The sequence below is a fragment of the Sulfuricurvum sp. MLSB genome (assembly GCF_000747095.1).
Classification (GTDB): Bacteria; Campylobacterota; Campylobacteria; order Campylobacterales; family Sulfurimonadaceae; genus Sulfuricurvum.
The window spans coordinates 3957-27866 of record NZ_JQGL01000139.1; the positions used below are offsets into that span (position 1 = coordinate 3957).

At 52.7% G+C, this 23910-nt stretch carries 31 protein-coding genes and 1 pseudogene; 19 read left to right on the top strand and 13 right to left on the bottom strand.

Annotation, left to right across the window (positions count from 1 at the left end; all coding sequences use genetic code 11):
* From JU82_RS09975 to clpX, 10 genes are all read left to right on the top strand, one after another.
* Positions 1 to 790 (top strand): proton-conducting transporter membrane subunit (locus tag JU82_RS09975; protein WP_294892801.1); only part of this gene is annotated, 790 nt, incomplete at its 5' end.
* On the top strand, positions 787 to 1608 hold the full coding sequence (locus tag JU82_RS09980; protein ID WP_037950094.1) for a complex I subunit 1 family protein: 822 nt from the start codon (positions 787 to 789) through the stop codon (positions 1606 to 1608). The genes JU82_RS09975 and JU82_RS09980, both read left to right, overlap by 4 nt.
* Positions 1605 to 2123, top strand: a complete 519-nt coding sequence (locus tag JU82_RS09985; protein WP_037950096.1) for an NADH-quinone oxidoreductase subunit B family protein — start codon at positions 1605 to 1607, stop codon at positions 2121 to 2123. The genes JU82_RS09980 and JU82_RS09985 overlap by 4 nt, the downstream gene beginning before the upstream one ends.
* Positions 2120 to 2467 carry an NADH-quinone oxidoreductase subunit C gene (locus tag JU82_RS09990; RefSeq protein WP_037950099.1) on the top strand — a complete coding sequence of 116 codons (348 nt, stop codon included), beginning with the start codon at positions 2120 to 2122 and terminating at the stop codon, positions 2465 to 2467. The genes JU82_RS09985 and JU82_RS09990 overlap by 4 nt, the downstream gene beginning before the upstream one ends.
* The gene (locus JU82_RS09995; protein ID WP_037950102.1) at positions 2464 to 3549 is read left to right on the top strand and encodes a nickel-dependent hydrogenase large subunit; all 1086 of its coding nucleotides are present in this window, start codon (positions 2464 to 2466) and stop codon (positions 3547 to 3549) included. Before JU82_RS09990 ends, JU82_RS09995 begins: the two co-directional genes overlap by 4 nt.
* Before the next feature lie 3 nt (positions 3550 to 3552).
* Positions 3553 to 3984, top strand: a complete 432-nt coding sequence (locus JU82_RS10000; protein ID WP_037950104.1) for a 4Fe-4S dicluster domain-containing protein — start codon at positions 3553 to 3555, stop codon at positions 3982 to 3984.
* A 61-nt stretch (positions 3985 to 4045) separates the two neighbouring features.
* Positions 4046 to 4552 carry a hypothetical protein gene (locus JU82_RS10005; protein WP_037950109.1) on the top strand — a complete coding sequence of 169 codons (507 nt, stop codon included), beginning with the start codon at positions 4046 to 4048 and terminating at the stop codon, positions 4550 to 4552.
* A complete protein-coding gene (locus tag JU82_RS10010; protein ID WP_037950112.1) occupies positions 4549 to 5379 on the top strand; it encodes an SIR2 family protein in 831 nt (276 codons plus the stop codon). The genes JU82_RS10005 and JU82_RS10010 overlap by 4 nt, the downstream gene beginning before the upstream one ends.
* A gap of 12 nt (positions 5380 to 5391) precedes the next feature.
* Entirely contained in the window at positions 5392 to 5988 is a 597-nt protein-coding gene (locus JU82_RS10015; RefSeq protein ID WP_037950115.1) for an ATP-dependent Clp protease proteolytic subunit, read from the top strand.
* A complete protein-coding gene (gene clpX / locus JU82_RS10020) occupies positions 5988 to 7205 on the top strand; it encodes an ATP-dependent Clp protease ATP-binding subunit ClpX (RefSeq protein ID WP_037950117.1) in 1218 nt (405 codons plus the stop codon). The genes JU82_RS10015 and clpX overlap by 1 nt, the downstream gene beginning before the upstream one ends.
* A gap of 7 nt (positions 7206 to 7212) precedes the next feature.
* On the opposite strand, the gene JU82_RS10025 is transcribed toward clpX, so the two are convergent.
* Positions 7213 to 9492: a glutamine--tRNA ligase/YqeY domain fusion protein gene (locus tag JU82_RS10025; protein WP_037950121.1), complete on the bottom strand. Its 2280-nt coding sequence runs from the start codon at positions 9490 to 9492 to the stop codon at positions 7213 to 7215.
* 177 nt (positions 9493 to 9669) lie between these two features.
* Positions 9670 to 10608 (bottom strand): hypothetical protein, encoded by a 939-nt coding sequence (locus tag JU82_RS10030; RefSeq protein ID WP_037950124.1) that lies wholly within the window; start codon positions 10606 to 10608, stop codon positions 9670 to 9672.
* A gap of 144 nt (positions 10609 to 10752) precedes the next feature.
* Here JU82_RS10030 and JU82_RS10035 point away from each other — a divergent pair, with 144 nt between their 5' ends.
* Together JU82_RS10035 and JU82_RS10040 are read left to right on the top strand one after the other, a co-directional pair.
* Positions 10753 to 11937, top strand: a complete 1185-nt coding sequence (locus tag JU82_RS10035; RefSeq protein WP_037950127.1) for a NifS family cysteine desulfurase — start codon at positions 10753 to 10755, stop codon at positions 11935 to 11937.
* On the top strand, positions 11937 to 12257 hold the full coding sequence (locus JU82_RS10040; protein WP_037950131.1) for a hypothetical protein: 321 nt from the start codon (positions 11937 to 11939) through the stop codon (positions 12255 to 12257). The genes JU82_RS10035 and JU82_RS10040 overlap by 1 nt, the downstream gene beginning before the upstream one ends.
* Here the strand turns inward: JU82_RS10040 and JU82_RS10045 are convergent.
* The 3 genes from JU82_RS10045 to JU82_RS10055 are packed head-to-tail and all read right to left on the bottom strand — an operon-like array spanning position 12252 to position 15358.
* The gene (locus tag JU82_RS10045; protein ID WP_037950134.1) at positions 12252 to 12557 is read right to left on the bottom strand and encodes a helix-hairpin-helix domain-containing protein; all 306 of its coding nucleotides are present in this window, start codon (positions 12555 to 12557) and stop codon (positions 12252 to 12254) included. The two genes, JU82_RS10040 and JU82_RS10045, sit on opposite strands and share 6 nt — an antisense overlap.
* A 10-nt stretch (positions 12558 to 12567) precedes the next feature.
* Entirely contained in the window at positions 12568 to 13113 is a 546-nt protein-coding gene (locus JU82_RS10050) for a hypothetical protein (RefSeq protein WP_037950137.1), read from the bottom strand.
* Between the two features lie 49 nt (positions 13114 to 13162).
* Positions 13163 to 15358, bottom strand: a complete 2196-nt coding sequence (locus tag JU82_RS10055) for a SulP family inorganic anion transporter (protein WP_037950140.1) — start codon at positions 15356 to 15358, stop codon at positions 13163 to 13165.
* A 58-nt stretch (positions 15359 to 15416) separates the two neighbouring features.
* Here JU82_RS10055 and JU82_RS10060 point away from each other — a divergent pair, with 58 nt between their 5' ends.
* Positions 15417 to 16319 carry a DMT family transporter gene (locus JU82_RS10060; RefSeq protein WP_294892806.1) on the top strand — a complete coding sequence of 301 codons (903 nt, stop codon included), beginning with the start codon at positions 15417 to 15419 and terminating at the stop codon, positions 16317 to 16319.
* Between the two features lie 3 nt (positions 16320 to 16322).
* Here the strand turns inward: JU82_RS10060 and JU82_RS10065 are convergent, their stop codons facing one another.
* The 6 genes from JU82_RS10065 to JU82_RS12110 all read right to left on the bottom strand — a co-directional run bounded on the left by JU82_RS10065 (position 16323) and on the right by JU82_RS12110 (position 19202).
* Positions 16323 to 16607: a hypothetical protein gene (locus tag JU82_RS10065; protein WP_037950145.1), complete on the bottom strand. Its 285-nt coding sequence runs from the start codon at positions 16605 to 16607 to the stop codon at positions 16323 to 16325.
* Positions 16608 to 16675: 68 nt separating this feature from the next.
* Positions 16676 to 17074: a 4Fe-4S dicluster domain-containing protein gene (locus JU82_RS10070; RefSeq protein WP_037950148.1), complete on the bottom strand. Its 399-nt coding sequence runs from the start codon at positions 17072 to 17074 to the stop codon at positions 16676 to 16678.
* Positions 17075 to 17080: 6 nt separating this feature from the next.
* The gene (nifX, locus tag JU82_RS10075; RefSeq protein WP_037950151.1) at positions 17081 to 17458 is read right to left on the bottom strand and encodes a nitrogen fixation protein NifX; all 378 of its coding nucleotides are present in this window, start codon (positions 17456 to 17458) and stop codon (positions 17081 to 17083) included.
* A gap of 11 nt (positions 17459 to 17469) precedes the next feature.
* A complete protein-coding gene (locus JU82_RS10080) occupies positions 17470 to 17844 on the bottom strand; it encodes a 4Fe-4S dicluster domain-containing protein (RefSeq protein ID WP_037950154.1) in 375 nt (124 codons plus the stop codon).
* A gap of 167 nt (positions 17845 to 18011) precedes the next feature.
* On the bottom strand, positions 18012 to 18461 hold the full coding sequence (locus JU82_RS10085; RefSeq protein ID WP_037950156.1) for a TOBE domain-containing protein: 450 nt from the start codon (positions 18459 to 18461) through the stop codon (positions 18012 to 18014).
* Between the two features lie 12 nt (positions 18462 to 18473).
* Positions 18474 to 19202: a NifU family protein gene (locus JU82_RS12110; RefSeq protein WP_294892809.1), complete on the bottom strand. Its 729-nt coding sequence runs from the start codon at positions 19200 to 19202 to the stop codon at positions 18474 to 18476.
* A gap of 115 nt (positions 19203 to 19317) precedes the next feature.
* Between JU82_RS12110 and JU82_RS10095 the strand changes: the two genes are divergently transcribed.
* The 4 genes from JU82_RS10095 (at position 19318) to JU82_RS10110 (ending at position 21587) form a co-directional block, all read left to right on the top strand.
* Entirely contained in the window at positions 19318 to 19557 is a 240-nt protein-coding gene (locus JU82_RS10095; RefSeq protein ID WP_037950159.1) for a hypothetical protein, read from the top strand.
* A gap of 11 nt (positions 19558 to 19568) precedes the next feature.
* Positions 19569 to 20048 carry a hypothetical protein gene (locus tag JU82_RS10100; protein ID WP_037950163.1) on the top strand — a complete coding sequence of 160 codons (480 nt, stop codon included), beginning with the start codon at positions 19569 to 19571 and terminating at the stop codon, positions 20046 to 20048.
* A 51-nt stretch (positions 20049 to 20099) separates the two neighbouring features.
* Positions 20100 to 20660 (top strand): hypothetical protein, encoded by a 561-nt coding sequence (locus tag JU82_RS10105; RefSeq protein ID WP_294892811.1) that lies wholly within the window; start codon positions 20100 to 20102, stop codon positions 20658 to 20660.
* A gap of 81 nt (positions 20661 to 20741) precedes the next feature.
* The gene (locus tag JU82_RS10110; protein ID WP_294892813.1) at positions 20742 to 21587 is read left to right on the top strand and encodes a TonB C-terminal domain-containing protein; all 846 of its coding nucleotides are present in this window, start codon (positions 20742 to 20744) and stop codon (positions 21585 to 21587) included.
* Between the two features lie 8 nt (positions 21588 to 21595).
* Here JU82_RS10110 and JU82_RS10115 read toward each other — a convergent pair whose 3' ends face one another.
* Positions 21596 to 22528 carry an aldolase/citrate lyase family protein gene (locus tag JU82_RS10115; RefSeq protein WP_294892815.1) on the bottom strand — a complete coding sequence of 311 codons (933 nt, stop codon included), beginning with the start codon at positions 22526 to 22528 and terminating at the stop codon, positions 21596 to 21598.
* On the bottom strand, positions 22497 to 22859 hold the full coding sequence (locus tag JU82_RS10120) for a hypothetical protein (RefSeq protein WP_037950165.1): 363 nt from the start codon (positions 22857 to 22859) through the stop codon (positions 22497 to 22499). Before JU82_RS10120 ends, JU82_RS10115 begins: the two co-directional genes overlap by 32 nt.
* A gap of 69 nt (positions 22860 to 22928) precedes the next feature.
* Here JU82_RS10120 and folD point away from each other — a divergent pair, with 69 nt between their 5' ends.
* Together folD and JU82_RS12115 are read left to right on the top strand one after the other, a co-directional pair.
* Positions 22929 to 23786: a bifunctional methylenetetrahydrofolate dehydrogenase/methenyltetrahydrofolate cyclohydrolase FolD gene (folD, locus tag JU82_RS10125; RefSeq protein WP_037950168.1), complete on the top strand. Its 858-nt coding sequence runs from the start codon at positions 22929 to 22931 to the stop codon at positions 23784 to 23786.
* 15 nt (positions 23787 to 23801) lie between these two features.
* A pseudogene (locus JU82_RS12115) lies at positions 23802 to 23910 on the top strand (signal peptidase I); the annotation flags it as partial.

The following is a 23910-nucleotide window of genomic DNA, read 5'->3' on the forward strand; positions in this document are numbered from 1 at the left end:
CGCGCTTGCAACACCTCTGAGCGTTTTGGCGTGCCTGCTGCTGATCGTTTTTCACGGTATTTCCAAAGCGCTTCTTTTCATGTGCGCAGGTATTGCCGAAAAGCGTTATCGGATCAAAAGCATCGAATCGGTCCAGGGTCTTTTTCAGCGTGCGCCGCTGCTTTCCTTGCTGGTCGTTCTTGGATTTGTTAGCATCGCCCTTCCCCCTTTCGGGGTCTTTTTTGCCAAATGGCTCGTTTACGAGGGAGGAAACGGCGCCGGAGGAGTCACGACGGTTATCCTGCTGTTGTTCATTGCCGTCGGAAGCGTGGCACTGACACTGCTGTATTTCAAAACGATCGGCCGTTTCCTCACGGACGGAGCGGCACAACGGGAAAAGGAAGATTACCGCTATTTGATTCCCCCCGCTATTTTGGGCGTGCTGCTGCTGGTCTTCGCTTTGTTTATCTCTGTGGCTATGGGCGGTTTTTTCAGGGAAACGGCGGCCGATATCGTCTTGAATCCCGTACCCGTATGGGGAGATAAGGGAGGCATTATCCTCCCGTTCGGACAAATAAAATTGTGGCACATCCTCGCCGCATTTTTTCTACTGGGGATCGCACCGCTTCTGGCCGCTATCTTCCGGTTCAAAGGGGTGGACCGTGTTATGCCCTACACCTGCGGCGAGCGGATAGAGACCGATGCCTATTCGTTTTATTTCGATCCGGCGGGGAAAATCGAGTCCTTTGCGAACCTTCTCTCCTTGGTGTTGTTTCTGCTCGTCATCCTTGCGGGAGCATTTAACCTATGAGCTGGATTCTGACCCTTATGGCGCCGATTTTAGGAGGTTTGCTCTACGGCATCGAACGCAAACTCAAAGCGCGGATGCAGTCGCGCCAGGGGCCGCCCCTGCTTCAGCCGTTTTATGACCTGTTCAAACTCTCGGACAAACGCCCGATGATGATCCACTCGTTCCATGCCGCGATGGGGATCGTCCATTTCGCCGCGGCCTGGGTCGCTTTGGCGGTTCTCTTTTTCGGCGGAGACCTGCTGGTGGCGATCTTCTTCCACCTCCTCTCCGCCGCGCTGCTGATCGTTGCGGGCTATTCGGCCCGTTCGGCCTACAGCCGCATCGGTTCGACGCGCGAGCTGATCGCCATCGCCGCACTGGAGCCTGTTTTGATCTTGAGCGCCATCGGTTTTTACCTGCACAGCGGGAGTTTCGAGGTTTCTGCGATACTGAACGCGCCCCCTTCCCTCCTCCCCTCGATTCTGGGATTTGCCGCCTTGCTGATCGCCCTTCCCGGATTGCTCAAAAAGTCCCCTTTCGACGCTGCCGAAGGGCATCAGGAGATCGTAGGCGGAGCGGAGATCGAGTTTTCGGGACGGTTCTACGAAGCGGTCTATACCGCCAAATGGCTGGACATGATCTTCGTCTTCACCCTCGTCTTTTTGTTCGGCGGCAACAACCTCCTCCTAGGTATCACCCTCGCGGTGAGTGCGTTTCTCACCGTCGTATTCGCCGACAACGCGACCGCACGGGTACGCTATACCGACATGGTACGCATCCTCTATTCGGTCGCTTTCGTCCTCGCCGCAGCCAATCTCATTGTGGGGGTCGTGCTATGATCGCCGAATTCCTGCGCCGATTCCGTAAAAAATCGCCGTGGGTCCTCCACTACAACGCGGGCAGCTGCAACGGCTGTGATATCGAGATTCTGGCGTGCCTGGCGCCCAAATACGACCTTGAACGCCTCGGCATACGTAATACGGGCAACCCCAAACAATCCGACATCTTCCTCGTCACCGGCCCGGTCACCCAGCGCAGCCGCGAACGCCTCGTGGAACTCTACACCCAGATTCCCGAGCCCAAAGTCGTCGTAGCCTGCGGGTCGTGTACCTGCACGGGAGGGGTATTCAGAGGGATGTACGGCTCCGAAGACGGGATCGACCGCTATATCCCCGTCGACGTCTACATCGGCGGATGCGCCCCCCACCCCGAGCAGATCATCGACGGCCTCGTGCAGGCGCTGGAGATTCTGGAGAAAAAATCCAAAAATGTCGAACAGCCCAAAAAGCTCATGGGCGAGATCAGCGAACGCGACGGCGGAATCGACAAAACCAACATGGCGGGAAAACTATGATCGTGACCAAAGAACCGACAAGCATGGAAAACGTCCGAAGCGTCATCGAAGCGTTTTACGACATGAAGCAATGGCATTTCGTCTGCATCAACGGCCTGTTCGAAAACGACGAACTCGAAATCCAGTGGGCTTTTACGAAAATCGGAGCCAAAGACGAATGGAAAGTGTTCTGCGCCAAAGCCCCCGGCGACGCCATCCTCCCCAGTCTCGCCGATCTCCTCCCCACCGCGCGGATGTACGAAGGGGAGCTGCGCGACCTGCTCGATGCGCGTTTTGAAAACTCGCGCAAGGGGATGTTCATCGAACTCGACGGCCCCGATGCGCCGCTGCGGAGAAAACGATGAAAAAGACGATCAACATACCGCTGGGAAGCCAGCACATCGCCCTGCTCGAACCCGTCCGGTTCTCGTTTACATGCGAAAACGAAACGATCGTCGGGGTCGAAGCCGATGTGGGATACGTTCACCGCGGGGTCGAGCTGGCATGTACGACGACCTTCAAATTCAAACAGGTGGGGTACGTCGTTGCGCGGGTATGTGGACTGTGCGCCATCATCCACTCCACCTGCTACACCCTTGCCGCAGAGGAGCTGATGGGACAGGAGGTCCCGCGCCGCGCCTCGTATCTGCGCCTCATCGCCAACGAACTCGACCGTATCCACTCGCACATGCTCTGCCTCGCCCATACCGCCGAAAACGCGGGATTCGAAGCGTTGTTCATGCGGACGATGAAAGACCGCGAACTCGTCATGGAAGCCCAAGAAGCGATGACGGGCAACCGCGTGCAGTTCGACTACGTCAGCATCGGCGGGGTCAACCGCGACATCACGACCGATATCGAAGCCCTTATCCGGCAGCGTCTGGGACTGCTCAAAGAAAAAGTGGGGGAAATCAAAGAGCTGTTCGAAAACAACTGGAGCCTCTCGCTCAAATACAAAGGGGTCGGAATCATCACGGCCGAAAACGCCTATCGCAATTCGGCCCTCGGTCCGCTCGCACGCGCCAGCGGGATCGATTTCGACGTACGCAACGAAAGCGCGTATCTCCCCTACGGCGAGCTTGGCTTTGCCAGCGTCACGATGAGCGAGGGGGACATCCACGCGCGGAACATGGTTCGGTTGCTGGAAGTGTTCGAAAGCATCCGTCTGATCGAGTCGGCGCTCGACGGTCTGCCCGAAGGGGAGATCGCCGCAAAAGTGCGCGGTACCCCCGAGGGGGAGAGCTACATGCGCGTCGAAGCGCCCAGAGGCGAGTGTTTTTACTACCTCAAAGCGTCCAAAGGACAGTATCTGGATCGCGTACGGATCAAAACCCCGACGTTCGGCTCGGTTCCGGCGATGATCGAAGCGCTCAAGGGAGCGAACTATGCCGACGCTCCCGCGATCATCGCCTCGTTCGATCCGTGTCTATCGTGTACGGCGAGGTAGCGCATGTTCAAAGCCCTCCTGAACGCCTTGAAAAACCTTTTCAGCGCCCCCGCCACGCTCAACTATCCGTTCGTTTCCTCCCCCAAACACCAAGGGGCGAGAGGATTGATCCTCTTTGATGAGCCCAAATGCGTCTGGTGCCTCAAATGCGAGGAGGTCTGTCCTCCGGGGGCGATACGCTTCACGCAGGATCGCGAGAGTTACGCGTACACCTACCATTACAACCCCTACCTGTGTATCTACTGCGCCGAATGCGTCCGCGCCTGCCCGGACAAAGCTCAGGCTCTGAGCCAATGCAGCGAGCTTTCCCGACCGACAAGCGACCCGTTCATGAACGACGCATGGTTTGCCCTCGAAAAAGAGGCCGAAGACTCCAAAGAGGCGGTCAAGGAGCTGAAAAAAGCAAAAAAAACCGAAGAAACGCCGCAACCCTGACATTCCCCGCAAGAACATAAAATGCATTATCTGCTCCGACAGTCCAACCAAGGAGCCGGTTTTGCAGATTCGCCACAAAGCATCCATACTACAACTCGACGACATCCCCCTCGATATCGGCTACGCTTCCGAGTGCGTGGAACTCAAAAACACCGCACATGAGAGCTTCCGCGTCGGCGGGCAAAACGGCGTGACGCAGCTGATACTTACCGCGCCGTTTATCGATGACGCGCTCATTGCCCAGTTGGGCGAGCTGGACGCCCTGCTCTCCCTCAATGCCCTCGGCGCCATCACCAAAGCGCTCGTCGTCGCAACAGACAAACACGATGATCCCAAGCTCGAAGAGTGGCAGTTCGGGATCGATGCGGGCGAAGCGTTCGGGGACTATTACGGCGTTCGTCTAAACAACAGCGAACTTTCCAAAACCCTCTTCGTCATCTCCAAAGACGGGGCGGTCTTCTACCACGAAATTCTCAATGATCTTGACAGTCTGTTCAGTCTGGATAAGGCCCTCGTCAAGATCGCCGCCGCACAAAACTGCTACACCGGAAAAGGATGCCACGGATGAATACCCAACTCGAAACGATCAAAAAAGAGATTCGAAACCAGACCACGATCCCCTACTTCTCTCTTGGGGTCTTTGAGGGGATCACGACCAAAGAGGGGGAGAACGTCCCCCATGACAGTGATTCGCTGATCCTCGCCATGAACGGCGGCCGTGCAATGGCTCCGCGCCTGATGTACGAGTATTCGCGCGCCGCGATGCATCTGGAGCAACGACGGGGTGTGGAGTACATGACCCAGCTCATTAACCACATCTACACCAAGCCCTTTGACCCTACGCCGCTGCACAAGGCGATCGTCGATATGTCGCCGCGCTACATTATCGACACCAACCGCGATACGAAACTCCAGGAACTCTTCGCCTTTACCCCGCACTGCCTTATCATCGGCAAATCGCGGATCATGGGGAACGACTACCGCTACGAAGTCTACGAATACGACGTCGAGAACCAGAAATATTTCCTCGTCGACGATGAGGTGCTAGAAACGGCTGAAAAAATCCTCTTTAAACCGATGGGTTCCCCTCTGCCTAACCCCTCTTTCGTCATCAGCGACGCCGACTACGTCGACTGGCTCACCGAGGCGATGGGCGGCTACGCCGTCCCCAAAGTGCTCAAAACCTACCGGAAGGCCAGAAAATACCTCTTTTTAGGGACCTATTTCGACCGTGACACCGACCGCATGGTCGCCAACGAACTCTCGCTCGATCTGGAAGGGGGATACGTGCTCACCGACCGCGAGCTGGGAAAAAAAGAGCAGAAGTTCATCGACAAGCATCACCTCGAAGTGATCCCGATGTCGCTTCGCGAATTTATCGAAGCATTTGTATAAAAGGAGCTAAAGATGCCTTACATTCCAACCGTCAAAGACGTCTCCCCGCGCGGAGAGCGTTATTTCGATCTCTTTTCCAAACTCCTCGGCGACCGTGTCATCGTTATCACCGAAGCGATTGACGATCACATGATGGGGGTTATCGTCTCCCAGCTGCTCTATCTGGAGGCGATGGATTCCGAAGAGCCGATCCACATGTACATCAGCTCACCGGGCGGTTCAGTCATGGCGGGACTGGCCATATTAGATACTATGAATCTTATCAATGCCCCCGTCTACACCTACGCGATGGGTCTTGTCGCCTCGATGGCGGCGGTGCTGTTCACCTGCGGGGAGAAGAATCACCGCTATATGCTCCCCAATGCCGAAGTGATGATCCATCAACCGTTGGGAGGCTATTCGGGTCAGGCGAGCGACATCGAGATCCACACCAAACACATTTTGAACCTCAAACGTCGCCTCTACGTCATCCTCTCCGAAGCGACGGGGCAAAGCGCCAAAGTGATTGAAAAAGAATCCGACCGTGATAACTACATGGAGGCCAGAGAAGCGATCAAATTCGGTCTGGCGGATGAGATTCTCACCAAATTCAGCGCCAAGGATGTATGATGAGCACACCGGAAAAAACCTGTTCGTTCTGCGGCAGAAAACAGAGCGAAGTGAAAAAAATGTTCTCCTCGGAGACGACCCATATCTGTAACGAGTGCGTCACCACCTGCTCGGCGATTCTCCAAAAAGAGGTGCGTTACGAACAACGCTCCGCCATGCAGCAGCAGCTCCCCGTTCCCGAGAAAATCGTCGAGTTTTTGGACAAATACATCATCGGGCAGGAAGAGGCAAAAAAGGTCCTCGCCGTCGCCCTCTACAACCACTACAAACGGATCGAAAACCCCATCTACAACAACGTCGAGCTGGAAAAATCCAACATCATGCTCGTCGGCCCCACCGGGAGCGGCAAGACGCTGCTCGCCAAATCGCTCTCCAAGATCATGCAGGTCCCCTTCGCCGTCGCCGACGCCACCGCCCTCACGGAAGCGGGCTACGTGGGCGAAGACGTCGAGAGCATCCTCAGCCGCCTCCTCGCCGCCGCCAACTACGACATCGACCTCGCACAACGGGGGATCATCTACATCGACGAAGTGGACAAAATCGCCCGCAAGGGAGAGAGTTCGACGATGGGGCGCGACGTATCGGGTGAAGGGGTACAGCAGGGTCTGCTCAAAATCCTCGAAGGGGCCGAAGTCTACGTCCCCATCAAGGGAAGCCGTAAAAACTCTACTACCGAAACGGTGCTCTTCAACACCTCGCACGTCCTCTTCGTCTGCGGCGGTGCGTTCGTCGGTCTCGTCCCCGACACCCATACGAAGAAATCGAACAAAGTGGGATTTGCCAAAAGCGCAACGGGCATTGCCGCCAAGCCCAAAAAAATCGATGCCAAAGCGCTGGTGCACTACGGGATGATCCCCGAATTTATCGGACGTATCCCCGTCGTCGCACAGCTAGGCGAACTCACCAAAGATCAGATGATCCAGATCCTCACCGAGCCGGACAACGCCCTCATCAAACAGTTTCAGGCGTTTTTCGACATGGACGGCATCGAGCTGAATTTTGATGCCAAAGCACTCGAGGCAGTGGCGCAAAAGGCGATTGATAGAGGGGTGGGAGCGCGCGGACTGCGCGGAATTATAGAGGAATCGATGCTGCCGTTGCAGTACAGCTGCCCGTCGAAGAAGAATCTGCAGAGCGTCACGATCACCGATGCGGTGATTGACGATCCGACCAAAGAGCCGATCTACACCTTTAAATCAGACAAAGAGCAAGAATAACCGCTCTTTATTGTAACTTCTGCGCTACAAGGTCGTTGACGACCTGAGGATTTGCTTTTCCTCCGGTCGCTTTGAGCACCTGCCCGACAAAGAATCCGAACAGTTTGGTATTACCCGCTCTGTATTTTTCGACATTGTCGGGATTTTTCGCCATCACGTCATCGATGATTGGCAGAATGAGCGACGGATCGCTGATCTGCTGAAGTCCTTTTGAGTCCACTATAGCCTTAGGGTGTTCTCCGGTTTTGACCATTTCTTCAAAAACTGTTTTAGCAATTGTTGTCGAGATTTGACCATAATGTATCATATAAGCAAGTGAAAGAATTTGAGTAGTTGTGAAACTCAATCTTTCAATATCTTTTTTTAACTCTCTCGCTACATCATTAACTACAATATTTGCTAGCATATTTAAAAACTTTTTATTATTTTTATGCTGTAGTTGTGTAAGAATCTCTTCATAAAATCTCGCGAGTTTCTCATCCCGTGCGAGGGTGTTAGCGACTTCATTATTCAGTCCATACTCTTCAGAAGAGTATTTGTTAAAACGAGCCTGCTCAACTTCATTCATCGGGGCAACTTCACCGTCGATCTGTACTTTTTTCTCTACCGCTTTGCGCTCAGATTTAGCCGTGTTCTCTTCGCCTTTGGCTTTTTTGTTCCACGAATCTTTGAGCCCGACGATTTTGTTGAACACCGGCGCTTCGTCGGTATAATCGATCGGATCGGCGTAAAAATACCCCTGACGCTCGAACTGGAAGCGCACGTCGGGTTTTTCGGTGATGACGGCCGGTTCGATGAGGGCGTTTTTGATCACTTTCAGGGAACCCGGATTGAGGTCTTCGACCCCCTCGGGCGCTTCGCAGGCGTAGAGGCGGTCGTAGAGCCGTACCTCGACCGTTTTGGCGCGTGCGGCGTCGACCCACTGGATCGCGCTCTTGACCTTGATACCGCTGGTATCGGAGCCGCTTTTCGAGTCGGGACGGTACGTCGCGATGATCTCGGTGATGTTCCCCTGTGCGTCTTTGATCACCTCTTTGCAGGTGATGATGTAGGCGTGTTTGAGCCGGACAGGCTGTTCGGGTGTGAGGCGGTAAAAGCCCGCAGGAGGGTTCTCGCTGAAGTCCTCGCGCTCGATGTATATCTCACGAGAAAACGGCAGTTTGCGCGACCCCTCTTTGGGGACGTCATCGGGGTAGTAGGAGGCGTCGAGTTCTTCGGAGCCTTCGTAATTTTCGATCGTCACTTTGAGCGGGTCGAGAACACACATGACGCGCGGCACTTTGGTGTTCAGGTCATCGCGGATGCAGAACTCGAGCTGTGCTACATCGACCATCGAGTTGGCTTTGGCGACACCGATCTGATGGCAGAAGTTCAGAATCGACTCGGGGGTGTACCCGCGCCGGCGCAATCCCGCGATGGTCGGCATACGGGGATCGTCCCACCCGCTGACGTATTTTTCATTGACCAGTTCGAGGAGCTTTCGTTTGCTCATGACGGTGTAGTTGATCCCCAGCCGTGCGAACTCGTGCTGATACGGGCGCGGCGAGGTCAGCCCCAGCGTATCGAGCACCCAGTCGTAGATGTCGCGGTTGTTTTCAAACTCCAGCGTACAGATCGAGTGCGACACCCCCTCGATGTAGTCCGAGAGGCAGTGTCCGAAATCGTACATCGGGTAGATATGCCACGCATCGCCCGTGCGGTAGTGGTGGGCGTGACGGATGCGGTACAGCAGCGGATCGCGCATCTTCATGTTCGCCGCACTCATATCGATCTTGGCACGCAGCACGTGCTCACCGTCTTTGAACTCGCCGTTTTTCATCCGCTCCAGCAGGTCGAGGTTCTCTTCGACACTCCGCTCGGCATAGACACTGCGGCGACCCGGTTCGGTTACCGTTCCGCGATACTCGCGGATCTCCTCTTCGCTCAGGCTGTCGACGTAGGCTTTGCCCATTTTGACCAGTTCGATCGCATAGGCATAAATCTGCGGGAAATAATCGGAGGTGTAGCGTACATTCCCCTCCCATTTGAACCCCAGCCATTCTACGGCGTCTTTGAGCGCCTCGACGTAGCGGGTGTCTTCGGTTGTGGGGTTGGTATCGTCCATCCGCAGGTTACAGTGACCTTTGTAGTCGCGCGCGATACCGAAATTGATCGCGATCGATTTGGCGTGTCCGATGTGGGGGAAGCCGTTCGGCTCGGGGGGGAAGCGTGTCACGACTTCGTTATATTTGTGTGCTTTTAAATCTTCTTCGACGATGACACGTAAAAAATCTTTGCTCTCGTTCATACAAAAAACCTTCTCAATCGTTTAAAAGTCGTATTTTATCAAATAAGTCCCATTATAACGATACGATGCGGCAGATTCCCGTCAAACGGTGGTGAAAAAGTCATCAACAATCAACTATATTGACAGTAATTTTTATAATTTTTTTTGCAAGATGTGTGATATTTTTGTCTAAACAGGTCATATTTTTATGACATGATTAGTATAAACTTGATTAAAATATTTTGCTAACCAAATATATTTTTGATATATTCTGTCATCATTTTCATGAATATTTAAATTTTCTTCTATTGTTTGTTTCAATTTATTAATTGTCTCTTCATATACTATAGTTTTACTATCAAATATAAATTGTGTAAGTGTATAAATAAAATCATAGAAAAAATAATCATCATTTATTTTTCTCCAATTTTTTAAAAACTCTATCTTATTTTTATAACAGATTTCATGTACCGATTCATCTATTATTATTCTTGGATAATTAGCATCCTTTGATTCAAGTTGATAGGCTTTATTCAATGCTGGACCAAAAACCATATTATTATCATGATAAATTGCTCCTCTTGTAATTCCTCCTCTGATAAACATCCCTGCATGTAAAGCAGCTGATATTAAAGGCATTAAAAAAAATTCTATTCTTTGTGGGTATAAATCATCTATAGACAAACTAATAACTAAGCTATCAGAAAAATTTGTAACTCTACTAAATAATGGAAATTCTTTTTCACTATTTAAATTTTCAGACATGTCTTTTGCGTTGTAAGCAATATTCGCTATATTTGTTAATACATCAGTATTTTCTACTGATTTTTCTACCAAATTTCCCCATCCTAATACGTCTAAAAAGATTACGATGCGATCTTCATATTGAACTTCTGAAATTATTTTCTCTCTAAATAATGCTTTTTGTTGTTGTTTTTCTTCCTCTAACAAACTTATTTTATGCATTTCCTCTCTTGCAATGATTTCATCAGGAGTAGAGTGTCTTCTTCTAGCAATACCTGTTTGCGCATTTATTTCAACTACGTCCCCTTCTCCTTCTGTCTCATTTTCCCCTATTGTATAACTACAAATTCCGCTTCTAAACAGTTTTGAATTTTCAGTATTTTTTTGATCCATTTTCAAACTTTTTTAATTGATATTTTCACATTCTATTAAACTGTACAGTGTATGTCAAATATAAAATGATATTCATTGCAAGATACTCTCTCGAACAAATCTTGCAATCTCTCCTCATAATTCCCACCATTATGAGGACTACCCATGAAACGCGTTTACCTCGACAACAACGCCACCACCAAACTCGACCCGCTGGTCAAGATGAAAATGCAGCCCTTTTTCGAAGAGCTCTATGGCAACCCGAACTCGCTCCACCAATACGGCATGGAAGTACGCCCCTACCTGAACGAAGCGATGGGATACATGTACGATGCGCTGAACGCCCCCGATCCCGATGACATCCTCATCACCTCGTGCGCGACCGAGAGCAATAACACCGTGCTCAAAGGGGTCTTTTTCAAATACATCCTTCCCGATCCGAGCAAAAACCACATCATCACCACCGCCGTCGAGCACCCCTCGGTGCTGGAGACGCTGCACTTTTTGGAAGAACAGGGGGTCGAGGTAACCTTCGTCGACGTCGATGAAAACGGCTACGTGAGCGCGGAGCGCATGGCGGCGGCGATCACCGATAGGACGATATTAATTAGTATGATGTGGGCGAACAACGAAACGGGGATGATTTTCCCTGTGGAGGAAGTTGCTGCTATCGCTCACGAAAAGGGGATATTGTTCCATACCGACGCGGTGCAGGCGATCGGCAAGGTCGCGATCGACCTCTCGAAAACCCCGGTCGATTACCTGACATTTTCGGCGCACAAATTCCACGGTCCCAAAGGGATCGGTGGATTGTATGTCAAAAAAGGGAGCGAGCTTCCGAACCTATTGCACGGCGGCGAGCAGATGGGGGGCAAGCGCGCCGGAACCCTCAACGTCGCCTACATCATCGGGATGGGTCTGGCGATGAAACAGTCGGTGGGGCATATCGAAAAGATGAACACCGACGTGCGTGCTCTGCGCGACCGTCTCGAAGATGCCCTCGCGCAAATCTCCGATACGATCGTCGTCGGAGACCGCAACCGCCGTACACCGAACACGATCCTAATCTCGGTGCGCGGCATCGAGGGGGAAGCGATGCTGTGGGATCTCAACCGCGCAGGGATCGCCGCCTCCACCGGGAGCGCCTGCGCCTCCGAATCGCTCGAAGCCAATCCCGTCATGAGCGCCATCGGCGAAGACCCCGAACTCGCCCACACGGCGATCCGTCTGAGCCTCTCGCGTTTTACGACCAGCGACGAGATCGACTACACGATCGACGTCTTTACCCGCGCAGTCGAACGGCTCCGCGCGATCTCTTCGACCTATGCCTATACGAACGAAGTGGGCTGATGCGCCTCTACCGCAACATTTCCGACGCCGAGCTTGGGGCGCTCGGGGCGGTGCGGGAGTGGGATCAGGAACGGGCACAAAACCTCTCCGTGCCGGCCCAAGCCGTATGGGTCCATTCTTTGCGCGAAAAGTACCATCGGCTCGACCCTTTTGATCCCTGCCTCGTCCGTACCGTGAGCATCCTCAGAATCCAAGGCGACGTCATCAAAACCGATTTCGGCAGCTATTCCGTTCAGACGGGCAAAAATATTTTTTACGCGTGCGGATGCAAACGGTTCTGCGACTGCTACGGGCAGCTTTATCTGCTGACACGCCTATGATCGAACAGCGATTTTATCCCCGTAGCGCCGTTTGCGCTCCGCCGTATAGTCCCACCAGACGCGCGGCGCTCCGCCGTCCATAAAATCGGTGATCGACATCAGCACGTCGAGCATGCAGGGGTCTTGCCTCTCTCCAAACGCCGTGCAGAACCGGACATACAGATCGTAGGGGTCTTGTCCTTTGAGCTGTTTGGGAGAGGTGATCCCGATCTTTTTGAGATCATTGGCGACCGTCTTGCCGATATTGGGCAGATCGGTCAGCTTTTCGACTTTCTCACGGATCACTTTGGAAGGGTTCATGCGCTTCTCCCTAATTGAGGATCTCTTGCTTTTTTGCTTCGGAGTGTGCGGGGTTCAGCATCTGTTCCAAAAATCCGATCTCGGCCAGAGCCGATTTTTTGTCCTGATCCTGATTCGTTTTCACGTTTTCGAGAACATCCGCGCTCATCATCGCATCGGCTTGAAGCGGGCGGCTTTCCTGTTCCGCTTTTTCCGCTTTCATCAGCTCTTCGAGCAGCTGTTTGCGAAAATCGCTAACCATCTGATTGATGTCCATCGGCGTATCGGGGTTCTCTTCTTTGAGCTTCATCAATTTTTGACGGTACTCTTCGATCAGCGCTTCGATTTTTTCCTCGTTTAGCTCTTTGAGAAAGAGCGCCGAGCCTTTGGTCGTCAAATCTTCTCTGAACTTGGCCAGTTCGGCATCTTCGTCGTTGATCTCATCGCGGCTTTTATAGGTTTGCGCCTGATAAAACTGCGCGATGACGTCCGCATAGCTGAGGCTCTCTGCGCTCTCGCTTGTCAGACTTTCGGGGGCATAGGAAAGGGCGGCGTTCCCAACGGATGTCACGTTCATCGTTTACTCCTCGTATTCCGGATTATCTAGGTACAAGCAAAAATCGTTCTTAGACGTTGTATTCTTCTCCCAGCTCCGCACTCGCCGACCGCAGCCGCTCGGCCAGAACGGCGGCGATGCTCCGCATAAAATAAAACGACGCTTTCTTATGCCGCTGGGAAAACTGTTCGAACGCTTCGCGCGAAATCACGTACACGTCGGTATCGCTTCCGGCAACGGCTCCCGTATACTGCGGACTCCCTTCCAAAAACGAAAACTCGCCGAAAAAATTGCCCTGCCCGAGCGTATTGAGATGGATACTTTTCTTCTCGCTCATCGGCAGCATAATCCGAACCAAACCGCGACGGATCAGAAAAAGCTCTCCTCCAAGGTCTCCCGCCGAGAAAATCACCTCCCCGGCACGAAACGAACGACTCTGCACCAGAGCCTCGATCTCTTCGAGGGTATCGGCATGACGCCCTTTGAAAAAATCGAAATGCCCCAGCGGCAGAAGCGATTCGGTTTTCTCCACTTCCCGGTTTTCGCAGATGATCTTCTCCTCCACCCATTCGATTGCGTCGTCAAGATCGTCGAACACCTTGATCGGACTCATGTGCTTGAGAAGTCCGACCTGATTGAAAAATATCTCCAGATCATCGCCTGTCGGGAGCTTGTGCGGCAAACGGCACAGGATCAGATAGCCGTCTTTTTCGTGAAGAATGTCTTTGATCTGGAGCAATATGTGGGCTGCGGTAATATCCACCGTCTGAACCCGTTTCATGTCGATAATGATGTATTTTTTATCCGCGAGATCGCTGCGCAGGACCGAATAGAGCTGATTGGCCGTCCCGAAGAAAAGAGTCCCGTGCAATTCGTACAGCGAAAACATGTCGCCGCTCTCGCGCAGAATCTCCTCTTCTTGCCTGTTTCTGACGATCTTGCTTCGGGTGTCGCTGCCGTCGATCCGACGATACACGACCGACATACCGATCTGCTGAACGATGTAGAGGATCACCGCCAGCGCCAGCCCTACTCCCGCCGCCACGATCAGACTGACCGAAACCGCTATCGCCGCCACGGTCGCGATGATGATGAAATCGAGCGCCGTTTTGGTGTTGCGCAACAGCCGAATGCTGCGGCGGTCGATCATCCGTACCCCGATCACCATCAGTATCCCCGAGAGTACCGCCACCGGTATCCACGCGATGTACGATCCCAGCATCCAAAAAGCGATCACGGCCATCAACCCGGCGACGATTCCCGAGCGGGGGGTGGACGCTCCTGCGGATAGGTTGAGCATGGTTGCCCCCATCGTTCCCGATCCGGGCATCCCGCCGATCAGCGCGGAGACGCTGTTGGCCGATCCCTGTGCGATCAGCTCGCGGTTCGAATCATGATACGAGTGGGTCATTGAATCGACGATGACGCAGGTTTTGAGCGTATCGATCGATAACAACGCCGCCAGTGTCAGGGCGGGCAGCAGCAAAACCGCCGCGTCGTTCCACGACAGCTGCGGAAGCATCTCGAAACGCCCCTTGAGCGCATCGAAAAAATCACACACTCCGCTTCCGCCGATGGAGCCGATCAGAAAATGGTTGTCGGGGCGGTAGAGCGACGGGTCGGCCAGGCCCAACAGAAAATAGGTTGCTATCCCGACGACAAGCGCGGCAATAACAGCCGGCACATACCGCACGATACGCTCGGCATAGAGCATGGCGACAATCGTTGCCGTTCCCACCGCGATGCTCTGCCACTCCCACGTAAACAGGTTCCCCGCCCCGCTCCAAAAATCCATCCCTTCGGGGAGTCCCAAAAATTTGGGGGCCTGCGAAGCGATAATGTACAGCCCTACCCCGCTAAGATACCCGCTGACGACGGGGAAAGGCATGTATTTGATCAAACGCCCAAGCCCGGCGATCCCGAACAAAATCTGTATCAGCCCCGCACCCAACGCGACCAGCATGACCATTACGAAAATGGTATCCCCTCCGTATCCGCGGGAAACGAACTCGATGCAAAAAGCCGACAGTACGGCAGCCGCCGGGGCGCTCGGAGCGGAAATGAGCTGCTTGGTGCCGCCGAGCAATGCCGCGACGATCCCGACCGCCGCTACGCCCACAATCCCGGCTACCGCACCGTATGCGCCGTAATTTCCGCCGATCGAGGCATAAACAATCACCCCGAACGCGATGGCCGAGGGCAATGCCACGAGCATGGCGGCCGTTCCGCCCCAAAAATCACCCGTAAAACCGGTTTTATTCACCATTCAAAAACTTCTTTGCTTTTTGGATTCATTTTATCCAAAACGAGATTAGTTTGCGTATGTGTTTCATGCTACAATCGCGTCCATGATTGTTCATCCCGACACCCGCCGCGGCATCGTGTACATGCTTGCCGCATCTTTTTTGTTTGCCCTGACGATTGCCTTCGCCAAACTTCTCTCGTCTTCCATGGGATCGGTCGAAGTGACGTTTTGGCGCAACGCCGTCGGTCTGGTGCTGATTGCGATGCTGGTGCTGCGTCATCCGATCCGCAATGTCGGGGGGCGTCCCCTCACTCTCCTTTTTCGCGGCGTCATCGGAACGATTGCCCTGCTGGCTTTTTTTTACACGGTGAGCGCCACGACCCTTTCCAATGCGATCGTTTACTCCAAAACCGAACCGATTTTCACCGCGCTGCTCGCCTTTTTGCTGATGGGGGAAAAACTCTCTTTGCGCTCGGTGATCGCCATTTTTGTCGGATTCGGCGGGGTGATGCTGCTCGGCGGCGCGGAGTTTGGGTACCTGCACGTCATGGGACTGCTGACCGGCTTTCTCTCGGCTCTGGCCTACACGAGCGTCCGAAGCCTGAAATCGCATTACGACGAACGGACGGTGGTCTTATCGTTCATGATCTTCGGCGTCCTCATCCCCGCTGTTTTGATGGCAATGGCCGAATACCATACCTCCGAACTTTTCGCCTTCGCCCTGAGCCCGTTCGTCATCCCCAGCGGCAGCGACTGGCTCTGGATCGTCCTTATGGGAACGGCGGCGGCATTCGGGCAGATTTTTATGACACGCGCCTATTTTTATGCCAAAGCGGGGATTGTAAGCACCGTCAGCTATTCGGTCGTACTGTTTGCGACGCTGTTTGGGATTTTGCTGGGGGATGGGCTGCCGACCCCGGCCGTGATTGCCGGAGGAGCATTGATCGTGTTGAGCGGAGTGATGCTGCTAAGGGCGAAATAGCCCTTAGAGCTTTCCTCCGATGGTTTCGGCTATCGTATCGCCGGCACGTTCGAGCGGCATATCGCTGTAGGGAGCTTTCTGTCGCGTTTTGTTCGTTTCACTGTCGGATTCTTTCACCGATTCGGCAGAAGAAACTGTGTTCTCGCCGCTGGGAGATTGCGGTGGTGTCTCAACCGCGGTGGCATTCGTTTCGGCAGCCTTGCGCTCTGCCAGATAGTCATCAATGAACATCGCCTTTAATATCAGCAATGCGACGATAATCAACAGGGCATATACAACGGTACGCACATCACTTCCTTTGTATCAACGTTGATAAAAGTGTATCGTGTATTCCGTTAACATAACAAACGCTCTGTTTATCCCGCCTCTTCAAGCGATTCGGGTTCTTCCTGTACAAGTTTGCCGATGCCGCGTTCGGCAAGCGGAATATCGTGACGGTAAAGCTTCTCTTTGTACGCCGGAGATTTGATTTTTCCGTCTTTGCTTACACCGAGTTTATAGATCGTTTCATTACGAAAATGTTCGTCGAATTCTACACTGAAGGGCATATCCCACGTAATACACCCGATGCTTGGACAAATCGCCGCGCATTGGGGGTCATCGTATATGCCGACGCATTCGACGCATTTTTCAGGTTGCACATAATACTGTTTTTTCCCCGTCGGATTGTTGCTATCGTCGACAATCGCATTGACGGGACATTGCTGCAAACAAGCATCGCACGTGATGCAGGTATCGTTGATGATGACTGACATGATAAGTTACCCCTTGTCTTTCGTAGTGTGCACGACTCGCAGTAGCCACGGCGGAGGGTTTCCCAGCAACAGCTCCTGAAGTTTTTGGATCGTCTCATCGATCCGGTCGTTTTCGCCTGCGCGCATCGGATGGATCTTCTCGGAGAGCACCATTTTCGATGCCGTAGGGCCGATCTGCGAACAATACATGATGTCCGCTTCCTTGACCGTACCGATTTTGTAGGCAAGTTTTTCATGTTCGTCGGCGATTTCATCCTCCGAGCTGTCGAGTGTTTTGACATACTCGGCATCCTCGGCAGTGATACGGTAAAGCTCGAAGCTTTTCGACCAGCCGAAATGTTGGTTCACATGGATACCGTCGGAGGACGCAAACGCGATAAGCACGAAATATCCTTTTAAACCGCTACCGCTTCACGCGCTTTGCGCGACGCGATAGAAATGTCTTCGCGGAACGTCTGCGGTGCAACTTCCGGCGTCAACAGTCCCCGTTTTTTCGACTCGCTGATAACATACTCAGCGCTGTTGACATAGTAGTCGTTGTACTCGGCGGTATAGGGCATATCCCACACGATGCACCCTTCCGTAGGACATTCGGCGGCACAAGCAGGCGTTTCGGCATGACCGACGCACTCGATGCATTTTTCAGGTTTGACGTAGGTGTACTCCCAATCCTCGCGCGGCGAATCGCTCTCGCTTGCGATCGCTCCTACGGGGCATACTTCGATGCAGGCGTCACAGTTGATACATAAATCCGTTATTAATACAGCCATTTTTTACTCCTTGCCATTATTTTATACGCCAAAGGAGCAAAGCCCCTTTTGGCTACGCTAACGCTGAGCTCAAGGAAACATCGGCTTCGCCGAGCGGTACCCTTGTTTTCTCTTCAGCAGACATTGTGCCCCCTGAGGGTAGAGCTCATGTGCACTTGTGCACATTATCAGTTTTGAACCTGATACAATTTCTCTTTGCATTTTTCGTACGAGGCATCACCCAAAACCGGCAGCAGCTTGATATCCACCGCTTTGAGCAGCAGCGTCACTTCGCACCCCTCACACAGAGCCATCCTCTCGAACGCATCGGTCGTAATCAGCGAACTCAGTTTTCCGCACGGGGTATCAACGCTCACTTCACTGAGCACTATTCCCTTACGAAAATGTTGCAGTTCCCCTTTCAAATGATTTTCAATCGAAACGCTCCCCTCTTTGGCCCCTTTGCAGATCGCGATCGCCGCCTCCTGGATGCGACATTCGACCTCATCGCCGACATGAAGCCATTTGGGCGCTTCGGTTTTGAGCAGCTTCAAATCGGTACCATTCACCCGCACGGTGATGCAGCTGAAAAATTCATCACTTTTAATATCTTCAACCCGCGCGACCATCGCATTCATAGCAGACTCCTGTTACCAGAGATATATTACGATCTTTTTATCGATAGCGTTTTCGAACTGCTCTAAAATCATCCCCGCCGTCGACGTCGGCCCCAGATGACATCCCGAACACGCTCCCAGATAACGGAGCCAGATTTCTGGGGTATCCCCGCCGACGTAATGAACCAGTTCCACCCCTCCGCCGTCGCTCGCAAGGATGGGCGCGAGGTTGCCGGTAATCACCGATTCGACTTTGGCGCGCTGGGACGCTTCTTCCATCATCCGAAATGCGACATTTATGTCGGTCGCCGTACTTTGATTGCTGACATACGTTAGAAGCGCATGGGCTTGCGCTTCCCCTGCATGGGCGGCACGGATCATCCATCTCATCGAGTTCAGCACATCGTCATTGCGAAGCAGTATCCCCAGTTTGAGCTGAGCGGTGCTCATTCCCGCTTCTGCGGCTACGGTGTAGTAACGGATCGATTGCTCTTTGCCGGCACTCACGCCGATGCCGTTCTCGTACATGCCGCCCAGATAAAACGATGCTACTTCATGCCCCATGGAAGCCGCACGCTCAAACAAAGAAAAAGCGGTTTTGATATCTTTGGCAACACCGAATCCTTTGACGTACATCGTTCCCAGATTCACCATCGCATCGCTATCGACAGCGCTCAGAGATTCCCAAATTTCTTTCGCTTTCGTATACTTTTTATTATCATACGCCGCAATAGCTGTTTTCATCAATGACTCGGATTCCATCTTCTTCTCCTATCGCTTGTGTATCGCTCTTTTAGTCTGAAGATTGCAATTGCCGTTCTCAACGCATGAATGAAAAATGCATTAGCGTTCAATATTTTGATGCGAAGGAGACCCGATGACAGCCATGAGTGAGACAATCACCGCGGAGATGGAGGAGTTGCGCCATCTCATAGCCCAGACAGTCGCCAAACGCAACATCCTTAAAAAAGAGATGGAAGAGTGGTACAGCAAAAATATTCATCAGCGTTTCGAACACAGCAGCGAGCTTATAACGATCGATTCAACCCTCTCACAGCTCGACAGTCACTATAAACGGCTGTGGGATTACCACAACACCAAACCCATAGCGTCATAAAGGAAACCACTATGAACGAAAACCTGCGCATCGAAGTTCTCAAACACGCCCGCGCCGCTTTTGAGCGCGCCTGCACCCTTCGCGAAAACGAACGGCTGGAAGTCTATGTACACGACGGAGCCGTCAAAACGTCCGATGTTTTGGGTGAAGACGAAAAGCTGCTCTACACCCCGAACCGTATCCTGTGTTATCAGGTGTGGGGGCACGATTATCTCGAAGAGGAGATTCGCGCATGGATCGATCAGGCCCGTCAAGAGATCAGCCCGAAACCTCTCGAAGAGAGCATTATCGAAACACTGGGCAAAATTGCCGCCGCAAAAGGGGTTGCTCCCGAGCAGATCAGTTCGTACGAAGTATTCGCCCATCTCCGAATGGATCAGATTGAACAGATCGAACACGCGATTATCGAGTATTGGTGGGATAACAAAGAGGTTGAAAACGCCAAATCGCTGGCATTGGAGCAGATCAACGAAGCGTTGCGAAGCTGCTAGGGATAGAACAAGAATTGTATTGAGTCCTTCAAACAACCCAAAGGAAACTCAATGTCTATCCAAAGCTATATCAGCGAAAACAAACTCGAATGGATGATCGTTTATAACGGACCGACCGACTCTTACAAATACGCTTACCGCGGATGCCTCGTCGTAACCGAAGGCAAAGTGATCACCGCCGATAAAAGTCTCCCTCCCAAAGAGATCGTCAAACAGGTATTGCTCGCGACCAACAACGACACCATCGATTTTTTAGCGGTTGAACTCCCGACTATCACTTTGTTCGAGGGATTCTTCGCCAAATACAAAGAGTTTTTCAGCCCAGAGGGAAAATACCTCCTTTTTATCTCCGACATCAACGGAAAAGGGAAATTCGTCTACGAGGGGATTACCTTCTACGCCTACGCGCTTGATGAGAGTTCCGTATGGAACGAACTGCTCGATTTCGCCGATCTCTCAAAAGGGGATTTGAAAAAGATGTCCGACAAAGAAAAAATCGATGCGGTGTGCAACGAGTTCAAACGCACGACGCTACGAATTGCCGATAAAACGTACGATGAGATCAAAGCGACTCAAACCGCTCAGGGAAAACTCTCTTTCGGAGCCGTTTAATCCTCATGTTCTTGCCCGCAAACGCGGGTATTACTATCTTCTGTTTTACTCATTAGGAAAATCAGGGTAGAATGCGCCCTTATGAAGCGAACCGAATCTTTTTCTCTTTACGCCTTTATCATCGCCTTTTTGGTTCACCTCATTATTGCCCTGCTGTTGATCCTGCTCAATCATCTGCAACCGGAAACCAAACCGACCGAAGAACCCGAAGAAGAACGGTTCCGACTCTCACTCAAAGAATATCCCGATACACCCACGGAAGCACTCGTTCCCAACACGATTCCAAAAGTGAGCGAAGCGCGTTCGATTCCGCGCGGCGAACAGCTCGAAAAACCGTCCGCCGCACCGCGTACACCGCCGAAGACTTCCACTCCGCCGCCGCCCAAATCCGCATCGCAGCCGAGCGTTTCCAAACTGGCCGAACCCGAGCCGAAAAAAGCGTTCGAGCGGCACGTCGCCAAACCGGTCGCTGCCATCGAACGCCAACCGAAAAAAGAGCAAGGGCTGTACGACATCCTCTCCAAAGCCGATCCTTCCGCTCAGGAGAAGCCGCTTAAAAGCGCGACGAAGATATCCGACAGCATCGAACGCCTCTACGGCGACAAATTCAGCGAACTCTCCGAAGGGGAACAAAAATACATCATCGACAATCAAGAGATCATGCGCCGCATCACGCAGGGGGTTTTGGACCGCTACGGCCGCAGCCGGATCCCCGACAGCATCCGCGTCAACGACACCAACATGATCGAGTTCTACCTCCATCCCGACGGCAGTATCTCCGACATCCGTTTCCTAAAAAACAGCCGTCTCTCGATACTCGACGACACGACCAAAGAGGTGATCGAACTGGCCTATGCCAAATACCCGCGCCCGCAGCAAAAAACGCTGATCCGCTACCGCGTCTGGTACAACCTCACGGGATATTGACCCTCAGCCTAGCGGTTATTCAAAACCGCTAAAGCTCCCTTATAGATCGGCTCGTCGATAAAACCGTACCGTTCGTGATCGAATCCGGTAACTCCCTGCGCTGCGCGTTCTTCGAACAAAGCAACGATCTCCCGCGCGCGGGAGAGTTCCGCGTGGGAATGGCCCAATATCTCGTGTATCAAATCGGCCTGCGCGGGGGCGATGCACCCTTTGGCATCGAATCCCATCATCTTCTCCAGTTCCAGCCAGTTGCGGAGGCAATCGAGATTTTTGTGGTCCTGATAAACGAACGATACCGGTTTGATGCCGCATGCGCGCGACGTCATGAGAAAATGGGCGAGCATGTAATGCGCACTCGGATTGTCGGGATGAAGCAGGCTTTGAGAAAGCCCCAAATCGGCGAAAAGGTCGAGCACTCCCAGATAAAACGCACGGATCCGCGGACTGATCGCAAGCTCGCCGAGGGAAAGCCACGCCTCTTTCGTCTCGATGGAGAGGTGTACTTCGATCTCTTCGTCGATCAGCGACAACGCAAGCCGGACATCCTCGGCGGAGCGGATTTTCGGGATACGGATGCCATCGGGCATAAAGGGGTTTAGATACGCGATCTCTTCGATTCCCCCCTCATCCAGCGGATTGACGCGGACGATGAGTTTTTTGTCGCTTTTGGGATTGGATGAGAGCGCAATTGCACACAATGCAAGGGCATAAGGCTTTTGCTCCGCAGCGACCCCGTCTTCGAGGTTGAGCATCACGCATTCGGCGCTGAGCGAAGGAATTTTAGCGAGGTGCTTGACGTTTTGGGTTGAGAGCATCATCGCTGAACGAAAACCAAGGGATCGGTTGGGGAAACGGCGGACGGGGACGGCAAGGAGGCGGAGGGCGTCGAGGTCGCCCGATGAGATCAGGCTATTTAGTTTTTCGGGGTTGGTTAGCGGCACGTTTAAACTCCTCGCGATGGAGATAGTAATAAAGGGTCTGGATCTCGGTATCGGTCAGATAGTACCGCGGCATCCCGATAATCCGGCTGTTGAGTTTGAGATAAAATTCTTTGAACGGAAGTTTATTGATCGGTTTGCCGGCAAACACCTGTTCTTTTCCCTCTTCTTTGTATTTGGCGATCATCTTGCCCTCGCCCGTTTCTCCGTGGCATAAATGGCATCCTACCCCGCGCGGATTATGGTACAGCCCTGCGGCATACTCTTCTTTGGTGATGAATGACTCCGCTTGACCGACAGCCAATGCCAAAAAAAGAACAAAAATCCAGCGCACTCTCAACCTTTAACCAATGTTTAGACTTTTAGCGGTATCATACCTAAAAACAATGTTGACGGTGGTTAAATGCAGATACTCGACGGTAAAGCACTCGCGCAAAAAATCGAACAAAAGGTCTCCGAAGGAGCCAAAGAACTCAAAACCTCGACGGGGAGAGTTCCGGGGCTGGCGGTTATTTTGGTGGGTCACGATCCCGCGAGTCAGGCTTACGTCGGAATGAAGAAAAAAGCGTGCGACCGTGCCGGCTTTTATTCCGTCACGCACGAAATGCCTGAAGATATCTCGCAAGAAGCGATCATCAAAACCATTGAGATGATGAACCTCAATCCCAACATTGACGGAATTTTGATCCAGCTTCCCCTGCCCAAACACGTTGATACGACCAAAATCCTCGAGGTCGTCGCTCCGACCAAAGACGTTGACGGCTTCCACCCCTACAACGTCGGACGTCTCGCGACGGGGCTGGACGGTTTTGTCCCCTGTACGCCGCTGGGAGTCATGGAACTACTCGCCGAATACAACATCGACGTCAAAGGCAAAAACTGCTGCGTCGTCGGGGCTTCCAACATCGTCGGCAAGCCGATGGCCGCACTGCTTCTCAATGCCAACGCCACCGTCGAAATCTGTCACATTTTTACCGACGACCTCAAAAAACACACCCTTGCCGCTGACGTTATCCTCGTCGGGGCCGGGGTCATCAACCTGATCAAGGACGATATGGTCAAAGAAGATGCTATCGTCATCGATATCGGAATCAACCGCGCACCTGACGGTCGCCTCGTCGGAGACGTCGATTACGACGCCGTCGCGCCCAAAACCTCCTACATTACTCCCGTCCCCGGCGGCGTCGGGCCGATGACGATTGCCATGCTGCTCTCCAACACCCTCAAAGCGGCTCAAATCCACGCAGAAGAAGCGAGATAACTCTTGAAGAAAAAAATCCTCAATGCCGCTCACGGCGCCTACCGTTTTTCCAACACGTGGACGGGTACGATCATCATCGTCCTGTTCGTTATCTTTTTTATCGCGCAGGCGTTCCGCATCCCCA

Excerpts from the sequence above, each read along its gene's own strand:
- JU82_RS09980 (WP_037950094.1), top strand. The coding sequence starts at position 787 with ATGAGCTGGATTCTGACCCTTATGGCGCCGATTTTAGGAGGTTTGCTC.
- JU82_RS09985 (WP_037950096.1), top strand. The coding sequence starts at position 1,605 with ATGATCGCCGAATTCCTGCGCCGATTCCGTAAAAAATCGCCGTGGGTC.
- JU82_RS09990 (WP_037950099.1), top strand. The coding sequence starts at position 2,120 with ATGATCGTGACCAAAGAACCGACAAGCATGGAAAACGTCCGAAGCGTC.
- JU82_RS09995 (WP_037950102.1), top strand. The coding sequence starts at position 2,464 with ATGAAAAAGACGATCAACATACCGCTGGGAAGCCAGCACATCGCCCTG.
- JU82_RS10000 (WP_037950104.1), top strand. The coding sequence starts at position 3,553 with ATGTTCAAAGCCCTCCTGAACGCCTTGAAAAACCTTTTCAGCGCCCCC.
- JU82_RS10010 (WP_037950112.1), top strand. The coding sequence starts at position 4,549 with ATGAATACCCAACTCGAAACGATCAAAAAAGAGATTCGAAACCAGACC.
- JU82_RS10015 (WP_037950115.1), top strand. The coding sequence starts at position 5,392 with ATGCCTTACATTCCAACCGTCAAAGACGTCTCCCCGCGCGGAGAGCGT.
- clpX (WP_037950117.1), top strand. The coding sequence starts at position 5,988 with ATGAGCACACCGGAAAAAACCTGTTCGTTCTGCGGCAGAAAACAGAGC.
- JU82_RS10025 (WP_037950121.1), bottom strand. The coding sequence starts at position 9,492 with ATGAACGAGAGCAAAGATTTTTTACGTGTCATCGTCGAAGAAGATTTA.
- JU82_RS10030 (WP_037950124.1), bottom strand. The coding sequence starts at position 10,608 with ATGGATCAAAAAAATACTGAAAATTCAAAACTGTTTAGAAGCGGAATT.
- JU82_RS10035 (WP_037950127.1), top strand. The coding sequence starts at position 10,753 with ATGAAACGCGTTTACCTCGACAACAACGCCACCACCAAACTCGACCCG.
- JU82_RS10040 (WP_037950131.1), top strand. The coding sequence starts at position 11,937 with ATGCGCCTCTACCGCAACATTTCCGACGCCGAGCTTGGGGCGCTCGGG.
- JU82_RS10045 (WP_037950134.1), bottom strand. The coding sequence starts at position 12,557 with ATGAACCCTTCCAAAGTGATCCGTGAGAAAGTCGAAAAGCTGACCGAT.
- JU82_RS10050 (WP_037950137.1), bottom strand. The coding sequence starts at position 13,113 with ATGAACGTGACATCCGTTGGGAACGCCGCCCTTTCCTATGCCCCCGAA.
- JU82_RS10055 (WP_037950140.1), bottom strand. The coding sequence starts at position 15,358 with ATGGTGAATAAAACCGGTTTTACGGGTGATTTTTGGGGCGGAACGGCC.
- JU82_RS10070 (WP_037950148.1), bottom strand. The coding sequence starts at position 17,074 with ATGTCAGTCATCATCAACGATACCTGCATCACGTGCGATGCTTGTTTG.
- JU82_RS10080 (WP_037950154.1), bottom strand. The coding sequence starts at position 17,844 with ATGGCTGTATTAATAACGGATTTATGTATCAACTGTGACGCCTGCATC.
- JU82_RS10085 (WP_037950156.1), bottom strand. The coding sequence starts at position 18,461 with ATGAATGCGATGGTCGCGCGGGTTGAAGATATTAAAAGTGATGAATTT.
- JU82_RS12110 (WP_294892809.1), bottom strand. The coding sequence starts at position 19,202 with ATGGAATCCGAGTCATTGATGAAAACAGCTATTGCGGCGTATGATAAT.
- JU82_RS10095 (WP_037950159.1), top strand. The coding sequence starts at position 19,318 with ATGACAGCCATGAGTGAGACAATCACCGCGGAGATGGAGGAGTTGCGC.
- JU82_RS10100 (WP_037950163.1), top strand. The coding sequence starts at position 19,569 with ATGAACGAAAACCTGCGCATCGAAGTTCTCAAACACGCCCGCGCCGCT.
- JU82_RS10105 (WP_294892811.1), top strand. The coding sequence starts at position 20,100 with ATGTCTATCCAAAGCTATATCAGCGAAAACAAACTCGAATGGATGATC.
- JU82_RS10110 (WP_294892813.1), top strand. The coding sequence starts at position 20,742 with ATGAAGCGAACCGAATCTTTTTCTCTTTACGCCTTTATCATCGCCTTT.
- folD (WP_037950168.1), top strand. The coding sequence starts at position 22,929 with ATGCAGATACTCGACGGTAAAGCACTCGCGCAAAAAATCGAACAAAAG.